Here is a 16390-nt window from a genome sequence, read left to right as displayed (position 1 = left end):
TTGTGTTGCGCTCGGGAGAGTCGCTACGGATTGGTCTGTTACAGGGCGAATTCAGACTCTACCAGCAGCGTGTGGGCGGTTCGGTTCTGCCGATGAGCGAGATCATCCCATCCATCACCCTGAACATGTTTCCAAGCTCGTTGGTCCAGGAGTCCCCCTCCTCCAGCGGCACAGGCACCTCCCGTTTGCCCAGGTAGACCTCTTCGTTGTCGATGAAGGTGAACCATTCCAGGCTGCCGGTCATCCAGAGTTTGCTCTTCAGGGCCATGTCAGGAGAGGCGCGCCCTGAAGTCGCCATAGGCGAAGGTGCGCACGACCTTGAGTTCGCCGGTTTCCGGCTCATAGGTGCAGATGGCCGGGTGCTGGATGCCGTTGAAGGTGGTGGTCTTGACCATGGTGTAGTGGGCCATGTCCAGGAATGCCAGGCGATCTCCCGGCAGGAGCGGCCGTTCAAAGGACCAGTCGCCGATCACGTCGCCGGCCAGGCAGGAGGGGCCGGCCAGGCGGTAGCTGTGCGCCTTTTCGCCAGGATCAAAGCCGTTTTTGATGTCGGGACGGTAGGGCATCTCAAGGATGTCCGGCATGTGGCAGGTGGCTGACAGGTCCAGTATGGCGATATCCATGGCGTTGTGCACCAGGTCCAGCACCTCGCCCACCAGGATGCCGGTGCCGATGGCGATGGCTTCCCCCGGCTCCAGGTAGACCGTAAGATCATACTTCTCCCGGAAGTAGCTGACCAGATCCACCAGGCCGTCGATGTCATACCCCTCCCGGGTGATGTGGTGTCCTCCCCCCAGGTTGAGCCATTTCATGCGCGGCAGGAACCTGCCGAACTTCTCCTCGAAGGCCCGTGCCGTGCGCTCCAGCGGCTGGAAGAGCTGCTCGCAGAGGGTGTGGAAGTGCAGCCCCTCCACGCCGTTCAGGGCGCGCTCCTCACCAACCTCACCGATTCTTCGCTCAAATTCCGCCAGGGGGATGCCCAGGCGCGAGCAGGGGGCGCAGGGGTCGTAGATGGCGGTGTGCCCCTCGGAGTGTTCCGGGTTGACCCGCAGTCCGATGGAGACATTTCCATGCTTCGCTTCCCAGAGCGGGCGGAAGCGCTCCAGCTGGCCAAGGGAGTTGAAGACCAGGTGGTTGGAGATCTCCAAGAGCTCCACCACATCGCGCTCCTTGAAGGCGGCGGCGAAACTGTGCACCTCCCCGCCGAATTCCTCACGTCCCAGGCGCGCCTCCCAGGGGGAACTGGCGCAGACCCCGGCCAGGGTGCGGCTGATCAGGGGGAAGGTGCTCCACATGGAGAAGGCCTTCAGCGCCATGAGTATCTTGGCGCCGCTCCGTTTCTGCACGTTGTCCAGGATTGCCAGGTTGTGGCGCAGTCGTCCCAGGTCCACCACATAGGCGGGGGAGGGGGCCAGTTCAAGGATTTTTTCGATGTCGATGCCGGTCATGTGCTGAGTTGCCCCTACTTGTCGTGCCCTTTGCCATGTCCCTTGCCGTTCCCCTTGCCCTTGCCGGGGGAGGTCTGGCCGCCGTCGGGGTGACCGCTCAAGGAGAGGTTGCCGCTCTTCAGGGCGTGGAAATCGGCCGAGCCGGGCTTGATGCCCAGTTCCTTGGCAATCACTCCCCAACCCCTGCCCTTACCGGATTTGTAGCTGCGCAGCACCCGCTCCGTCGGCTGGCCGGACATCTGGCCAAGCTGGAAAACCATGAAGGCGTCGGCAGGTTCGTGGACCGAGCCGATGACCGCCTGAACCTGCGGGATCGGTACCCCGAACTGGGTACTGACCCTGGCGGAGAAGCCGGGCAGGTCGGCCCGGGCCTGGACATTCACATTGGCCAGGAAATTTTCCAGGCCGCCGGCAAACGCTCCCAGGGGAGAGAGGGCGAGCAGGGTCAGGCAGATGCAGACCAGGCGCTTCATGCTGATACTCCTTCTTGATGGAATAGTGGATCAACCAGGGGACGGCAGGTGTGAACCGCCAAATCCGGTCTGATGGTTACAGCTCGGGCCAGTCGCCGCCATCCACCACCACGGTGGGCAGCCCCATGGGCCCCAGTTCATCCAGGAACGGTTCGGGATCGAACTGCTCCATGTTGAAGACGCCAGCTCCGTGCCACTTGTTGGTCAGCATCATGATCGCCCCCACCACCGCCGGCACGCCGGTGGTGTAGCTGATGGCCTGGGAGCTGACCTCCCGGTAGCACTCCTGGTGGTCGCAGATGTTGTAGATGTAGACCTGCCTTCGTTTGCCGTCCTTCAGCCCGCGGGCGATGACGCCGATGCAGGTCTTCCCCTTGGTCAGGGGACCCAGGGAGCCGGGGTCGGGGAGGAGCGCCTTCAGAAACTGGATCGGCACGATCTTCTGCCCCTGGAACTCCACCTCGTCGATGCGGGTCATGCCCACGTTCTGCAGCACCTCCAGGTGCTTCAGGTAGTTGTCCGAGAAGGTCATCCAGAACTGGGCCTTTTTGATGCTGGGGATATGTTTGACCAGCGACTCCATCTCCTCATGGTACATGCGGTAGATGTTCATGGGGCCGATCCCCTCGGGAAAGTCGAAGGAATGTTTAGTGGCCAGGGCGCCGGACTCCACCCACTGGCCGTTCTCCCAGTGGCGGCAGATGGCGGTCACCTCGCGGATGTTGATCTCCGGGTTGAAGTTGGTGGCGAAGGGCTGGCCGTGGGAGCCGGCGTTGGCATCGATGATGTCGATCTCCTGAACCTCGTCCAGGTGCTTTTTCGCCGCCAGGGCGGTGTAGACGTTGGTCACCCCCGGGTCGAAGCCGGAGCCCAGAAGTGCCATCAGGCCGGCGTCTTTGAAGCGCTCCTGGTAGGCCCACTGCCAGGAATACTCGAATTTTGCCGTGTCGATGGGCTCGTAGTTGGCGGTGTCCAGGTAGTTCACACCGGTTTCCAGGCAGGCATCCATGATGGTCAGGTCCTGGTAGGGGAGGGCGACATTGATGACCAGTTTTGGCTGAACCTGTCTGAGCAGGGACACCAGTTCCGGGACATTGTCGGCGTCAACCCGGGCGGTGTTGATGCTGTTGCCTAACTGGGCCGCGATGGCGTCGCACTTGCTCTTGGTCCGCGAGGCTAGGGTGATCTCGCTGAAGATGTCCCGCCGCTGGGCACACTTGTGGGTGACGACGCTGCCGACTCCGCCTGCTCCGATAATCAGTACCTTGCTCATATCTGTACGCTCCTCCTGCTGCCATGAATCGAACGGCAGCGAATTGCCTGCCTGAATAAGAATTATACCGTTTGTTCCGGTCCGTTACCCTCTTCAGGCCAATGTGTGATGTGGATAGAAAGCCCGCTTCTGGGAAAAGGGGTAGGGGGGAGATTCTCCTTCGCTGGCAACGCCGAGCCCCTCCCCATTCTCTCTTCAGAGGGGATGGGGGAGGAATTGGCGGCTGACGATGGTGCTCATCAATACTGTCGTTGCGGTGCGGTGAAACGCCTATTCACCCAGGTAGGTGTAGGCCTGGATGGTCTTGTCCAGCAGTTCCAGGAAGTGGCTGCTCTCCTCGATGGAGATCTTCTTGGAGGCGACCCCGTTCTCCAGGCTGTCGCGCACTTTTTTCAGTATCTCGTTGCCGTCGTACTGTACGTATTTGAGGGACTGCTGGATGGCGTCGCCGCTGATGACCGTGTCGATGCGGTAGTTGGTCTTCTTGTTGAAGGTTATGTGCACGGCATTGGTGTCACCGAACAGGTTGTGCAGGTCCCCTAGTATCTCCTGGTAGGCGCCGATCAGGAAGAAGCCGATGTAGTACTCCTCGTTCTTTCTGATCTTGTGCAGCGGCAGGTACTTGGTCCGTCCGTTCTCGCCCACGAAGCTGGTGATCTCGCCGTCGGAATCGCAGGTGATGTCGGCGATGGAGGCGATCACGTCCGGCTTTTCCCCCAGCCGCTGGATCGGCATGATCGGGAAGAGCTGGTCGATGGCCCAGGAATCCGGTATGGACTGGAACAGGGAGAAGTTGGCGAAATAGGTCTGGCGCATGCTCAGCTTGAAGTTCTGCAACTCCTCGGGGACCGGCTTCATCTTTTCCACCAGGTTGTTGATCTTCTTGATTATTCGTGTGTACAGCCATTCCGCCATGGCCCGGTCGTTCAGGTTCAGGTAGCCCAGGTTGAACAGGCTGACCGCCTCCTGGATCAGCTGGAGGGTGTCGTGGTAATCCTCGCGCAGGGAGTGGCGGTCGATGCTCTTGTAGATGTCCACAAGCTTCCTGACCGTGGGTGAGAGGGGCTCCGCCTGGGTCAGGATGGATTCGAAGTCGGGCATCTGGTTCTGGGTGTTGGTGTTGAGGATGTTGGTGACCATCACCGAGTAGTGGGCAACGGTGGCCCGGCCCGATTCGGAGATGATGTTGGGGCAGTCCACCCCCGCCTCGTCGCAGATGTTCTTGATCTGGTAGATGACGTCGTTGGCGTACTCTTCCACCGAGTAGTTGACGCTGGAGAAGTAGCTGGACTTGGATCCGTCGTAGTCCACCCCCAGACCGCCGCCGATGTCGATGTACTCCAGGTTGACCCCCAGCTTCTTCATCTCCACATAGATGCGGGCCCCCTCGATCAGCGCGTTTTTGATCTTGTCGATCTTGGTGACCTGGCTGCCGATGTGGGAGTGCAGCAGCTTGACGCTGTCGATCAGGTTGTACTGCTTGAGCAGGTCGATGGCGGTGATTATCTCGGAGATGCGCAGGCCGAACTTGGCGTCCTCGCCGCCGGAGGTGGCCCACTTGCCGGTCCCCTTGGAGGAGAGCTTGACCCTGATGCCCAGTTTGGGGGTGATGCCGGTCTTCCTGGAGAGTTCGATGACCTTCTCCAGTTCGAACAGCTTCTCGATCACGATGGTGATATTGTAACCGATCTTGGTGGCGTACAGGACGGTCTCGATGAACTCGGTATCCTTGTAGCCGTTGCAGATGATCGGCAGGCTGTTGTTGGTGGATATGGAAATGGCGGCCACAAGTTCAGGCTTGGAGCCCACCTCCAGGCCGATGTTGTACTTCTTGCCGAAGTTGGCGATGGCCTCCACGACCTGGCGCTGCTGGTTGACCTTGATGGGGTAGAAGGTCTGGTACTGGGCCGGGTAGTTGTTGGTCTGGATGGCATTCCTGAAGACCCGGTTGATGGATGCGATGCGCCCCTCCAGGATGTTCATGAACCTGAGCAGGATGGGGGGTTTTATCTTACGCTTGATCAGGTCGTCCACCAGGGATGCCAGTTCGATGGAATACTTTGAATTGGGGGAAGGATGGACGCAGATATTACCCTTCTTGTTGATGGAGAAGAGATCACCGCCCCAGTTGTTGAGATTGTAAATTTTCGCGGAATCGTTGATTGACCAGCGCTCCATAGGCCGTTTCCTCGTCTGGATAGTGGTAATGATACAATAGAATGCCAAAATAGAAACCGCAGCCCATGGCGATTCGCACGGCAATCAGCGGGGTCGGAGCGCCGTCGCCGGAAAACGGGGAGAATCGACGCTCCATCTGAACCTTTGCATCCGAAAAGGATGAAATATCCTGTATGGGCGGTCGTATGTCAACCGATTTTTAACGTTGTGGCAAAGTGGCGCTCCGTCAACCTTGACAACGGCTGTTGGAATGGTTACATCATTCAAACCGATACGGGAATAGAAGATCTACCACTTCTTCATGAACGGATATCTGCCATGACACGTTTTTCAGGCAAGAAACCGTACCATCTGGAGTTTTACAGCCGTCAGGTTGGCGAAATCAAAAACCTGCTGCATGTCCTTGAGTTGAAGGATGGCTTCGATGAGTCCGAGAACCGGCCGCGCATGGATATGTACGAGACCGGTGATGGAGTCGTACTGGAGTTCGATCTGCCCGGTTTCCGCGTGGAGGATATCTGCCTCAAGGTCTGCGGCATCACGCTGCTTCTGGAGGCGCACAAGCCGCGTGAGCAGATCGAGGGGAGTTTCATCTGCATGGAGCGCACGTACGGAGATTTCCGCTCTGCCGTGCAGATACCCGGAGACAGCAATCCCTGCTCCATTACCGCCGAATACCGCTTGGGCGTGCTGCGGGTGACGTGCCCAAAGAGTGATGGCCTGCAGGTACCCATAAAGGAGATTACACCTTGAGTGAAACCGAAAAAGACATTGAAAAGCAGGATGCGGAAGAGCTGAAAATACCCGATGAATTACCGCTCTTGCCGGTACGGGACGTGGTGGTCTACCCGTTCATGATCATTCCGCTTTTCGTTGGGCGCGAGATGTCGGTCAAAGCCGTGGACAGCGCCCTGGCGGGAGACCGCATGATCCTTTTGGCCACCCAGTACGAGATCAGCGAGGAAGATCCACCGCCGGACAAGATTTACGGCGTCGGCACGGTGGCCATGATCATGCGCATGCTCAAACTGCCCGACGGCAGGATCAAGATCCTGGTCCAGGGGTTGGCCAAGGCCCGCATCACCGAATTTACCTCGGAGAAGCCGTTCTATACGGTACGTGTCGAACGCTTGAACGATATGCCGCTGCTTGATGCGACCCTGGAGACAGAGGCCCTGGTGCGCACCGTGCGGGAGCAGTTGGCCAAGGTTGTGGAACTGGGCAAGCAGGTCTCCCCCGAGGTGATAGTCATACTGGAGAATATCCAGGATCCGGGGAGCATGGCCGACCTGATCGCCAGCAACATGGGGCTCAAGGTTGCCGACGCCCAGCAGCTCCTGGAAACGGTGGATCCCATAACCCGCCTGACCAAGATCAACGAACTGCTCAATCGTGAGGTGGAACTCTTAAGCGTGCAGGCCAAGATCCAGAGCGCGGCCCGCGAGGAGATGGGCAAGAACCAGCGGGAGTACTACCTGCGGGAGCAGATGCGGGCCATCCAGCAGGAGCTGGGGGACGGCGAGGGGAAGGAGGATCTGATCGAGATCCGCAAGGCCATCGAGTCCGCCAGAATGCCGGAGAGCGTGCAGAAGGAGGCGCTGAAACAGCTGGGCCGCCTGGAGAACATGCACCCCGATGCCGGCGAGGCCGGCATCATCCGCACCTACCTGGACTGGCTGGTGGAGATCCCCTGGAGCAAGTCCAGCCGCGACAGCCTGGACATCGGTCGTGCCGAGAAGATCCTGAATGAGGACCACTTCTATCTGGACAAGATCAAGGAGCGCATCCTGGAGTTCCTCTCCGTGCGCAAGCTGAAGAAGAAGATGAAAGGGCCGATCCTCTGCTTCGTCGGCCCTCCCGGCGTGGGCAAGACCTCCCTGGGCAAGTCCATCGCCCGGGCCATGAACCGCAAGTTCGTGCGCATCTCCCTGGGGGGGGTGCGTGACGAGGCCGAGATTCGCGGTCATCGCCGCACCTACATCGGCGCGCTTCCCGGGCGTATCATCCAGGGGATGAAGCAGGCCGGCACCAACAATCCGGTCTTCATGCTGGACGAGCTGGACAAGCTGGGCTACGACTACAAGGGGGATCCCTCATCGGCGCTCCTGGAGGTGCTGGACCCGGAGCAGAACCACTCCTTCTCCGACCACTACATCAACCAGCCCTACAACCTGTCCAACGTGATGTTCATCGCCACCGCCAACCAGATCGACCCGGTGCCGTCGGCCCTGCGCGACCGCATGGAGGTGATCACCCTCTCGGGCTACACCGAGGAGGAGAAGCTGGAGATCTCCCGGCGTTTCCTGGTGCCGCGCCAGATGAAGGAGAATGGCCTGAAGGAGAAGAACATCGCCTTTGACGACGAGGCCATTGCCGAGATCATCGCCAAATATACCCGCGAGGCCGGGCTGCGCAACCTGGAGCGGGAGATCGGCACGGTCTGCCGCAAGGTGGCCCGCAAGGTGGCCGAGGGGCAGAAACGCATCACCCGGGTGACTGCCAAGAACCTGCATACCTTCCTGGGCGCGCCCAAGTTCATGCGGGAAGAGGACCTGGACAGAAACGAAATCGGCGTGGTCAACGGCCTGGCCTGGACCCCGGTGGGGGGTGAAATCCTGCACATCGAAGCGTCACAGATGCAGGGCAAGGCCGGCCTGACCCTCACCGGTCAGCTGGGGGACGTGATGAAGGAGTCGGCCCAGGCCGCCCATTCCTACATCCGCGCCCATGCCGAGGAACTGAGCATCAAGCCGGAGTTCTTTCAGCAACATGAGATCCACGTGCATGTTCCGGCCGGCGCTATCCCCAAGGACGGCCCTTCCGCCGGGGTCGCCATGACAACGGCCCTGGTCTCGGTCATAACCCGCATTCCGGTCAGGAAAGACGTGGCCATGACCGGCGAGATCACCCTGCGGGGCAAGGTTCTGCCCATCGGCGGGTTGAAGGAGAAGATCCTGGCCGCCGTACGCTCGGAGATGAAAACGGTGATCATACCGGCCCAGAACAAGAAGGATTTGGAGGACGTCCCGGCCGAGATCCTCAAGAGGGTAAAGATCGTGCCGGTGACCAAGATCGACGAGGTGCTCAAGCTGGCACTGGAGAAGTATCCGCCCCCCCTGGCGGCCACTCCGGCGGGGAGTGTCCCCAAAAAGCGGACAACCAGAGGCGCCGCGGCGCCGAATTCGCCCGATCAGGGACTCCCGGCCAGCGCCAAGGGATAGCCGTTACTGAGACGCTAACCGGAGAGGGGGATACGATGCCGTCCATGGCATCCTATCCCCCTCCTTTTTGGAGGGAAGGTCAATGGATCTGCGCGATAGCGGAATAACCCTGGCAGAGCTCAACCAGAGTTCCCGAAACACCCTGGCCGAACATTTGGGGATCGAGTTCGTTGAGCTGGGCGCTGACCATCTCACGGCCAGGATGCCGGTGGATCGCCGCACGCACCAGCCGGCCGGCATACTCCACGGCGGGGCCTCGGTTGCATTGGCCGAAACCGTGGGAAGCGTGGCCGCCGGCCTCTGCCTGGATCAGGGGAAAAAGCGCATCGTCGGACTGGAGATCAACGCCAACCATGTGCGGCCGGTGCGTTCCGGCTGGGTCACCGGCGTGGCCCGTCCGCTGCACCTGGGGCGGAGGACCCAGATCTGGGAGATCAGAATCCATAACCATGATGATAGGCTGGTCTGCGTGTCGCGGCTCACGGTGGCTGTCACGGATGTGGACCAGTTCAAAGGCCAGGCAGGCGAATGACGCCGTGGCCGCATAGAAGGGGAATGAACCATATACCATGACTACTGACACGAAACTCTCCACCCTGGGCGAATTCGGCCTGATCGACCGCATCGCCGCCCATGTGGCCGGGGGCGAGGGGGTGATCACCGGCATCGGCGACGACGCAGCCGTGACCGTCCTCACTCCCGGTATGCAGCTCTTGACCTCCACCGACATGCTGCTGGAGGACGTGCACTTCCGTACAACCTGGCATGATCCCCTGGCTCTGGGACGCAAGTCACTGGGGGTGAGCATCTCCGATGTCGCCGCCATGGGGGCTATCCCGCGCTGGGCACTACTCTCTCTGGCTATCCCGGCCGGGTTTCCGCTGGAGTTCCTGGACCGCTTCACCGAGGGGTTTCTGGCCATGGCCGGGGAGCATGGCGTGACCCTGATCGGCGGCGATACCTGCTCCTCCAAGAACGGTCTGGTCATCTCGGTGACCATCATGGCGGAGCAGTTTCCCCACCTGATTCTGCGCCGCAGCGGAGCAAGGGCAGGGGACGAGATCTGGGTCAGCGGCACCCTGGGGGATGCCGCCCTGGTGCTGTCGCTGCTGGAGGATGGGGCGGTGTGCGATGAGCCGTCACTTCTGTCCCGCCTGCTGGATCCCTCGCCCCGCACCCGGGTGGGGCACGCCCTGGCCGAATCCGGCCTGGTCAGTGCCATGATCGATGTGAGCGACGGCCTGCTGGCCGACTTTGGCCACATAGCCCAGCAGTCCGGGGTGGGGGGCGTCCTCTACCTGGAGCGCCTCCCCATCTCCGCCGATTTCCGCCGCCGTGCCTCCCGTTTTCCCTCCTTCCCCCATCACCTGATCCTGTCCGGCGGTGAGGACTACGAACTGGCCTTCACCGCTGCGGCGGAAAACCATGAAAAAATCGAAAGTATCGTGAAAAACAGTGGCATTCAGGCTACGGCTGTTGGTATAGTAACGAGTTTTTCAGGGGTGGAGGTCGTCATGGAGGACGGCAGCCGTTACATCCCCCGAAAACCAGGCTTTACCCATTCAATCTGACAACTCAAAAGGAACAGCGATGCAACAGACAGCGATTTCAGCGACCGAGGCACGGCTCTGCGCCGATGCGATCCGTTTTCTCTCCGTCGATGCGGTGGAACAGGCGAATTCCGGTCACCCCGGTCTCCCCATGGGAGCGGCCGACTGCGCCTTTGCCCTGTGGGGAAACTACCTGAATTTCAATCCGGCCGATCCCTGTTGGCCCAACCGGGACCGTTTCGTGCTCTCGGCCGGCCATGGCTCCATGCTGCTCTATTCGCTGCTGCACCTGTTCGGCTATGACCTCCCCCTGGATGAGCTGAAGAACTTCCGCCAGTGGGGCAGCAAGACCCCCGGTCACCCCGAATTCGGCCATACCGTGGGGGTGGAGGTCACCACCGGACCGCTGGGGCAGGGCTTTGCCAACGGCGTCGGCATGGCCATCGCCGCCAAGATGGCAGCCGAGCGCTTCAATACGACCGATTTCAAGCCGGTGGACCACACCATCTATGCCCTGGCCGGTGACGGATGCCTGCAGGAGGGGATCAGCTACGAGGCCGCGGCCCTGGCAGGGCACCTCAAGCTGGGCAACCTGGTCTACATCTACGATGACAACGGCATTACCATCGAGGGGAAGACCAACCTGGCCTGGTCCGAGGATGTGGCCGGACGCTTCACCGCCTGCGGCTGGCACGTGCAGAAGATCGATGGTCACGACTACGGCCAGATCACGGCGGCAATCGCCGCCGCCAAGGCGGAGACCGGGTGCCCCTCGCTGATCATCGCCACCACCCACATCGCCTTTGGCAGTCCGGCCAAGCAGGACTCCTCCGGCGCCCACGGCTCCCCCCTGGGCAAGGACGAGATCGCCGCCACCCGAGCCAACCTGGGCTGGAGCCACGCCCCCTTCCAGGTTCCCCAGGAGGTGCGCGACATCTGTGGTGGCAGGGTGGAGCAGCTGAAGCAGCGCTACGATGAGTGGCAGCGCGGCTTTGCTGCATGGCGCAGCGCCAACCCCGACAAGGCCCTGCTGTGGGACCAGATGTGGAGCAAACCGCTCCCCCCTAACCTGACCGATGAACTGATCAATGCCGTGGCAGGCAAGGCTGGCGCCACCCGCTCACTCTCCGGTGCCGTGCTGCAGAAGGTAGCCTCCCTGCTCCCCGCCCTGGCCGGCGGTTCCGCCGACCTGGCGCCCTCCAACAACAGCGATATCAAGGGAGCCGCATCGGTGCAGCCCGGTGCGTTCGCAGGGCGCAACCTGCACTTCGGCATCCGCGAGCACGCCATGGGCGCCATCATGAACGGCATGGCCCTCTACGGATGCTTCATCCCCTACGGCGCCACCTTCCTGGTCTTCTCCGATTACTGTCGCTCGGCCGTGCGTCTGGCCGCCCTGATGAATCTGCGGCTGGTCTACCTGTTCACCCACGATTCCTTCTTCGTGGGTGAGGACGGCCCGACCCACCAGCCCATCGAGCAGACCGCCTCGCTGCGCATGATCCCCGGCCTGCAGGTGATCCGCCCGGCCGACGGCCTGGAGACGGCCCTGGCCTGGAACGCCGCCCTGAACTACACCAATGGCCCCACCGCCCTGATCCTGTCGCGCCAGAACCTGCCGGTCATCGCCCGCGGCAGCGGCTTCTGCACCACCGACGTGCTCAAGGGGGGCTACCCGGTCGCCTCTCCCGAAGGGGCACCGGATGCGGTCATCATGGCCAGCGGCTCCGAGGTGCACGTGGCCCAGGAGGCGGCGGAACTGCTGGCGGCCCAGGGTGTCGTTGCCCGGGTCGTCTCGGTCCCCTGCCTGGAGACGTTCATGGCCCAGCCCCAGTCCTACCGTGACGGCCTGCTTCCGGCCGGAATACCGCGCATCGCCGTTGAGGCGGGGCGCGGCGAGTCCTGGGGACGGCTCCTGGGGTGCGACGGCCTGTTCATCGGCATCGAGCACTTTGGTGCCTCGGCGCCGGGAGATGTGCTGGCCAGGCAGTTCGGCCTCACTCCGCCCCAGGTGGCCGAGAAGATCGCCGTCTTCCTGAAGAGGTAAGCGTCCGTACATGGAACTGGTGGAACAGCTGAAACAGTCCCTGCTCTTCTCCGGTCTGTCCGGTGATGACCTGGCCGACCTGGCCACCATCACCGTGCGACGCAGGTTCGCCAAAGGGGAGTCCCTGTTCTGCGAGGGAGAGCAGGCCACAGGCTTCTATCTGCTGGTGGCCGGGAGCATCAAGCTCTGCCGCGTCTCCCCGGATGGGCGCGAAAAGGTGCTCCACTTCGTCAAACCGCGGGAGACCTTTGCCGAGGCGGCTTTTTTCGGCGACGGCAGATACCCGGCCGAGGCCCGCGCCATGGAGAGTGGCGAGGCGCTTTTCCTCCCCCGTGAGGGGTTCATGGAGCTGATGAGTCGCAAGCCGCAGTTATCCCTCAACCTGGTGGTCTCCCTCTCCCTGATGCTGCGCCAGTTCGTGCGGCAGATCGAGGAGCTCACCTTCGCCGATGTCACCTCCCGGCTGGCCTCGTTCCTGGTGCGGCGGGCAGAAGAAAAGGCGGCCAGCTATGGCGGCATCACCTACATCGACCTGGGGATCAAAAAGGGGGAGCTGGCTTCCCGGCTGGGCACGGCCAGCGAGACCATCTCCCGAACCCTGCGCAAGCTTAAGGATGAGGGGATCATCGAGGTGCAGGGAAGCCGGGTGCTGATCCACCGCATGGACAAACTGCAGAAACTGTGCGAACGACACGAGTAGGTGCGGCACCGTGTGGCCGCCCAAGATGTGGCCACACCGGTTGCCGCTCGGGTTTCGGGGATAAGGAGAATTCCAGATGCTGATCGTCATGAATCATACGGCAACCCAGGCGGATATCGAAGCGGTCAACCAGGCGGTGGCGGAGATGGGCTTTTCGGCCGCCCCGATCCCGGGGAGCGAGCGCACCGCCATCGGCGTACTGGGCAATCAGGGGTATGTGGATGACAGCAAGATCCTGGAGCTTCCCGGCGTGCAGCGGGTGATCCACGTCTCCAAGCCGTACAAGCTGGTCTCCCGGGACTTCCATCCCGAGGATACGATCGTGGATGTGGCCGGTGTGCGTGTGGGCCAGGGGTGCCGTCCGGTGGTGGTGGCTGGCCCCTGTGCCGTGGAGAGCGAGGAGCAGATCGTCAGGACCGCCCTGTTCGTCAAGAAGGCCGGGGCTGACATGCTGCGTGGCGGGGCCTTCAAGCCGCGTACCGGGCCGCACACCTTCCAGGGACTGCGTGAAGAGGGGTTGGAACTCTTGGCCCTGGCCGGCAGGGAGAGCGGGCTGCCGGTCGTGACCGAGGTGATGAGCCCTGACAGCGTGGGGCTGGTGGCCGACTATGCCGACCTCTTGCAGGTGGGAGCCCGCAACATGCAGAACTTCGACCTGCTGCGGGAGTTGGGCAGGATCCGCAAGCCGGTGCTGCTGAAAAGGGGCATGAGCGCCACCGTGGAGGAGTTCCTGGCCGCCGCCGAGTACATCCTGGCCGAGGGGAATGAACAGGTCATTCTCTGCGAGCGGGGTATCCGCACCTTCGAGACCGCCACCCGCAACACCCTGGATCTTGCGGTGGCGCCGCTGATCAGGGAGCTGTCGCACCTGCCGGTGATGATCGACCCGTCCCATGCCACCGGCAAGCGCAGCCTGGTGCCCCCCATGACCCTGGCGGCCCTGGTGGCCGGCGCCCACGGCGTTCTGGTGGAGGTGCATCCCGAACCGGAGAAGGCGCTTTCCGACGGCCCGCAATCCCTCACATTCCAGGGATTTGAGCGCCTGATGGCCGATGTGCGGCGTATGACGGATTTTCTCGGTTTTGCCCGGGAATAGCCCATTAAATCCCTTGAAAACTTTTCAGGGCCGATGTAATAATAGCACCGTATTATCCGTTCTCCCTGTCCTGTTCGACGGCTGTAGTGCCCGGGCGGAATAAACAATGAACGGGAGACCATTCTTGTCGTGGTGTGCTGCCCCATTGCGTGGGATTTGCCTGAAGCGGCATATGGTCGCCCACCTGTTAAGGAACTCGCCGGAGGTCCTTTTAGGTTGACGGCAGGACGGGGAGAGTAAAAAAAGGGGATGCCTTGTATGGGGCATCCCCTTTCCTGTTTCTGCACCCGGCAGGGGATGCTCCCTGTCCGCTGTCGCCGGTGGTCAGGGGTGGTCGAGGATCTCCCGCACCCTTTTCAGGAGCTCCGACGGTTTGACCGGTTTGGGCATGAAGTTGTGCTCGCTTTCGAACAGGCCCCTGGCGTCAAGGGCGTCCTCCGCATACCCGCTGATGAAGAGTACCTTCATGTCAGGCCGGATCTTCATGATCTCGTCGTAGAGCGCCTTTCCGTCCAGGTTGGGCATGATGATGTCGCTGACCAGGATGTCCATCCGGTGACTCTGCTCCCTGAACCTCTCCAGGGCCTCCCGGCCGTCGATGGTTTCGATCACCGTATACCCAGCATATTCCAGGACGGCCCGGTTTAGTTCACGCACCACCTCGTCGTCTTCCACCAGTAGAACCGTTTCGTTTCCCCGTTTTGGCAGGGGCGTCTGACGGTGTTCGCGAGTCTCCTCCTTTTCCCTGCCTGCCAGGGGGAGGTAGACGCGGAAGGTCGCACCCTGTCCCGGCGAACTGTCGACGGTGATGAACCCATCATGCTGCTTGACGATGCCGTAGATGATGGAGAGGCCGAGGCCGGTCCCCTTGCCGCGCCTCTTGGTGGTAAAGAACGGCTCGAAGACCTTTTCCCGCGTCTCCGCATTCATGCCGCAGCCATTGTCCGTGACGCTGATCAAGGCGTAATTCCCCATAACCCCGAAACCGTTTGTCCTCACAAACTCCTCGTCGATGACGCCGGTGCCGGTCTTGATTGTCAGCACTCCTCCGCCTGGCATGGCGTCCCGGGCATTGGTCACCAGGTTCATGAGCACCTGTTCGATCTGCCCCCTGTCCGCCATGACGGTCATCTCCGTTGCCGCGGTCTTTACCCTGAAGTCGATGTCCTCCGGTATCAGCCTGCACAGCATTTTTTTGAGGCCGTCGATGATCTCGCGCAGATCCAGGCACCTGACGTGCAGCACCTGCTTGCGACTGAACGCCAGCAGTCCCTGGGTGAGGTCTGCGGCCCTCTCCGCCGCAGCCAGGATCTGTCTGACATGGTGCCGGAGGGGGGCGCCCTGCTCCATGCGCATGTCCATGACCTCGGCAAACCCTATGATGGCCGTGAGGATGTTGTTGAAGTCGTGGGCTATGCCGCCGGCCAGTTGTCCCACGGCATCCAGCTTCTGCATCTGGTGAAGCTGCGTTTCGAGAAGCTTCCGCTTCTCCTCGGCCTGTTTCCGTCCGCTGATGTCCTTGGCAAAGGAGTAGGAATATGTGGCTCCATGGAATTCGATGTTGTTGGTCGTTATCTCCACCGGAAAGGTGGTGCCGTCCCTGTGGCGGTGAACGGTTTCGTGCGTCACGGAGCCGTTGGTTTCCAGCTGCTCTACGATTGCACGTATCTTTTCAACGGTAATGGCCGGATCGATGTCAATGACGGTCATGGCACATAATTCATCGCTGGAATAGCCGAGGCTCCTGCATGCGCACTCGTTGGCCATGGCAATCCTCCCGTCCATCGATATCAAAAAAATGCCGATGGAGGCCTTCTCGATGCAGAACTCGTGCAGCAGGAGCTTCTCCTCGGCCCGCTTGCGTTCACTGATGTCGGTCACGAAACAGCAGCAGTATTCACACCCCTCGAATTCAACGAAGTTCGACTGGATTTCCACCGGATAGGTGCGGCCATCCCTGGTCTGGTGCACTGCTTCAAACCGATCAACCCCCTGCTTTCGTGTCTGCTGCCAGAGCGCCGCATACTCTTCCACAGTACAGTGGGGGGAGATGTCGTACACGGTCATGCCTGCCAGTTCCTCGTGTCCGTACCCCAGAGAGCGGCAGGCCGCTTCGTTGACATAAACGAGGCGACCGTTCTCGAAAAGCCAGAATACCTGGATACAGGCGCGGTCCATGGCGAACTGGAAGCGCATCGCGTCATCCGCTTCCGGGTCTGAATCGCAAACCGAATAGCCGTGGTCACGAAGCAGGGCCCGCGCCTTCTCCATGCCCTGGCCATTGTCATCAACGATAAAGACCGATATCATGCAATCACCTCTTGGGGGGAGCACGGGTCGCTGCTGTCGTCATGCATACTCATGTGCCCTGAACGTATTCATATCGTATCCACTGCTGACCTGA

Annotated in this window: 13 protein-coding genes and 1 other RNA gene; 8 read left to right on the top strand and 6 right to left on the bottom strand. The window is 61.3% G+C overall.

The window, feature by feature from the left end; genetic code table 11:
* Nucleotides 1-58 precede the first annotated feature (58 nt).
* From PPRO_RS12880 to speA, 5 genes are all read right to left on the bottom strand, one after another.
* Nucleotides 59-268, bottom strand: coding sequence for a hypothetical protein (locus tag PPRO_RS12880; protein ID WP_041532316.1), 210 nt, complete (start codon nt 266-268; stop codon nt 59-61).
* A 1-nt stretch (nt 269) separates the two neighbouring features.
* The gene (gene nspC, locus PPRO_RS12875) at nt 270-1448 is read right to left on the bottom strand and encodes a carboxynorspermidine decarboxylase (RefSeq protein WP_011736467.1); all 1179 of its coding nucleotides are present in this window, start codon (nt 1446-1448) and stop codon (nt 270-272) included.
* Nucleotides 1449-1462: 14 nt separating this feature from the next.
* Nucleotides 1463-1921, bottom strand: a complete 459-nt coding sequence (locus tag PPRO_RS12870; protein ID WP_011736466.1) for a hypothetical protein — start codon at nt 1919-1921, stop codon at nt 1463-1465.
* Between the two features lie 76 nt (nt 1922-1997).
* Entirely contained in the window at nt 1998-3194 is a 1197-nt protein-coding gene (locus tag PPRO_RS12865) for a saccharopine dehydrogenase family protein (RefSeq protein WP_011736465.1), read from the bottom strand.
* A gap of 270 nt (nt 3195-3464) precedes the next feature.
* Complete coding sequence (gene speA, locus PPRO_RS12860) at nt 3465-5372, bottom strand: biosynthetic arginine decarboxylase (protein ID WP_011736464.1); 1908 nt, start codon at nt 5370-5372, stop codon at nt 3465-3467.
* A gap of 318 nt (nt 5373-5690) precedes the next feature.
* On the opposite strand from speA, the gene PPRO_RS12855 reads away from it, so the two are divergent.
* The 8 genes from PPRO_RS12855 (at nt 5691) to ssrS (ending at nt 14224) form a co-directional block, all read left to right on the top strand.
* On the top strand, nt 5691-6125 hold the full coding sequence (locus PPRO_RS12855) for an Hsp20/alpha crystallin family protein (RefSeq protein WP_011736463.1): 435 nt from the start codon (nt 5691-5693) through the stop codon (nt 6123-6125).
* The gene (gene lon / locus PPRO_RS12850) at nt 6122-8593 is read left to right on the top strand and encodes an endopeptidase La (protein ID WP_011736462.1); all 2472 of its coding nucleotides are present in this window, start codon (nt 6122-6124) and stop codon (nt 8591-8593) included. Before PPRO_RS12855 ends, lon begins: the two co-directional genes overlap by 4 nt.
* A gap of 82 nt (nt 8594-8675) precedes the next feature.
* Nucleotides 8676-9125, top strand: coding sequence for a hotdog fold thioesterase (locus PPRO_RS12845; RefSeq protein WP_011736461.1), 450 nt, complete (start codon nt 8676-8678; stop codon nt 9123-9125).
* 37 nt (nt 9126-9162) lie between these two features.
* Complete coding sequence (gene thiL / locus PPRO_RS12840) at nt 9163-10164, top strand: thiamine-phosphate kinase (RefSeq protein WP_011736460.1); 1002 nt, start codon at nt 9163-9165, stop codon at nt 10162-10164.
* A gap of 19 nt (nt 10165-10183) precedes the next feature.
* Nucleotides 10184-12190, top strand: a complete 2007-nt coding sequence (gene tkt / locus PPRO_RS12835) for a transketolase (RefSeq protein ID WP_011736459.1) — start codon at nt 10184-10186, stop codon at nt 12188-12190.
* Nucleotides 12191-12200: 10 nt separating this feature from the next.
* A complete protein-coding gene (locus PPRO_RS12830; protein ID WP_011736458.1) occupies nt 12201-12890 on the top strand; it encodes a Crp/Fnr family transcriptional regulator in 690 nt (229 codons plus the stop codon).
* A gap of 76 nt (nt 12891-12966) precedes the next feature.
* Nucleotides 12967-13986: a 3-deoxy-7-phosphoheptulonate synthase gene (gene aroF / locus PPRO_RS12825; RefSeq protein ID WP_011736457.1), complete on the top strand. Its 1020-nt coding sequence runs from the start codon at nt 12967-12969 to the stop codon at nt 13984-13986.
* A gap of 59 nt (nt 13987-14045) precedes the next feature.
* A non-coding RNA gene (gene ssrS / locus PPRO_RS20295) (6S RNA) lies at nt 14046-14224 on the top strand.
* Between the two features lie 86 nt (nt 14225-14310).
* Here ssrS and PPRO_RS19605 read toward each other — a convergent pair.
* Nucleotides 14311-16296, bottom strand: coding sequence for a hybrid sensor histidine kinase/response regulator (locus tag PPRO_RS19605; RefSeq protein WP_011736456.1), 1986 nt, complete (start codon nt 16294-16296; stop codon nt 14311-14313).
* Between the last annotated feature and the right edge of the window lie 94 nt (nt 16297-16390).

The organism is Pelobacter propionicus DSM 2379, from assembly GCF_000015045.1.
In the GTDB taxonomy this organism is placed as follows: domain Bacteria; phylum Desulfobacterota; class Desulfuromonadia; order Geobacterales; family Pseudopelobacteraceae; genus Pseudopelobacter; species Pseudopelobacter propionicus.
The sequence above is the reverse complement of the archived record's forward strand: the minus strand, read 5'-3'. Positions and strand labels throughout refer to the sequence as shown.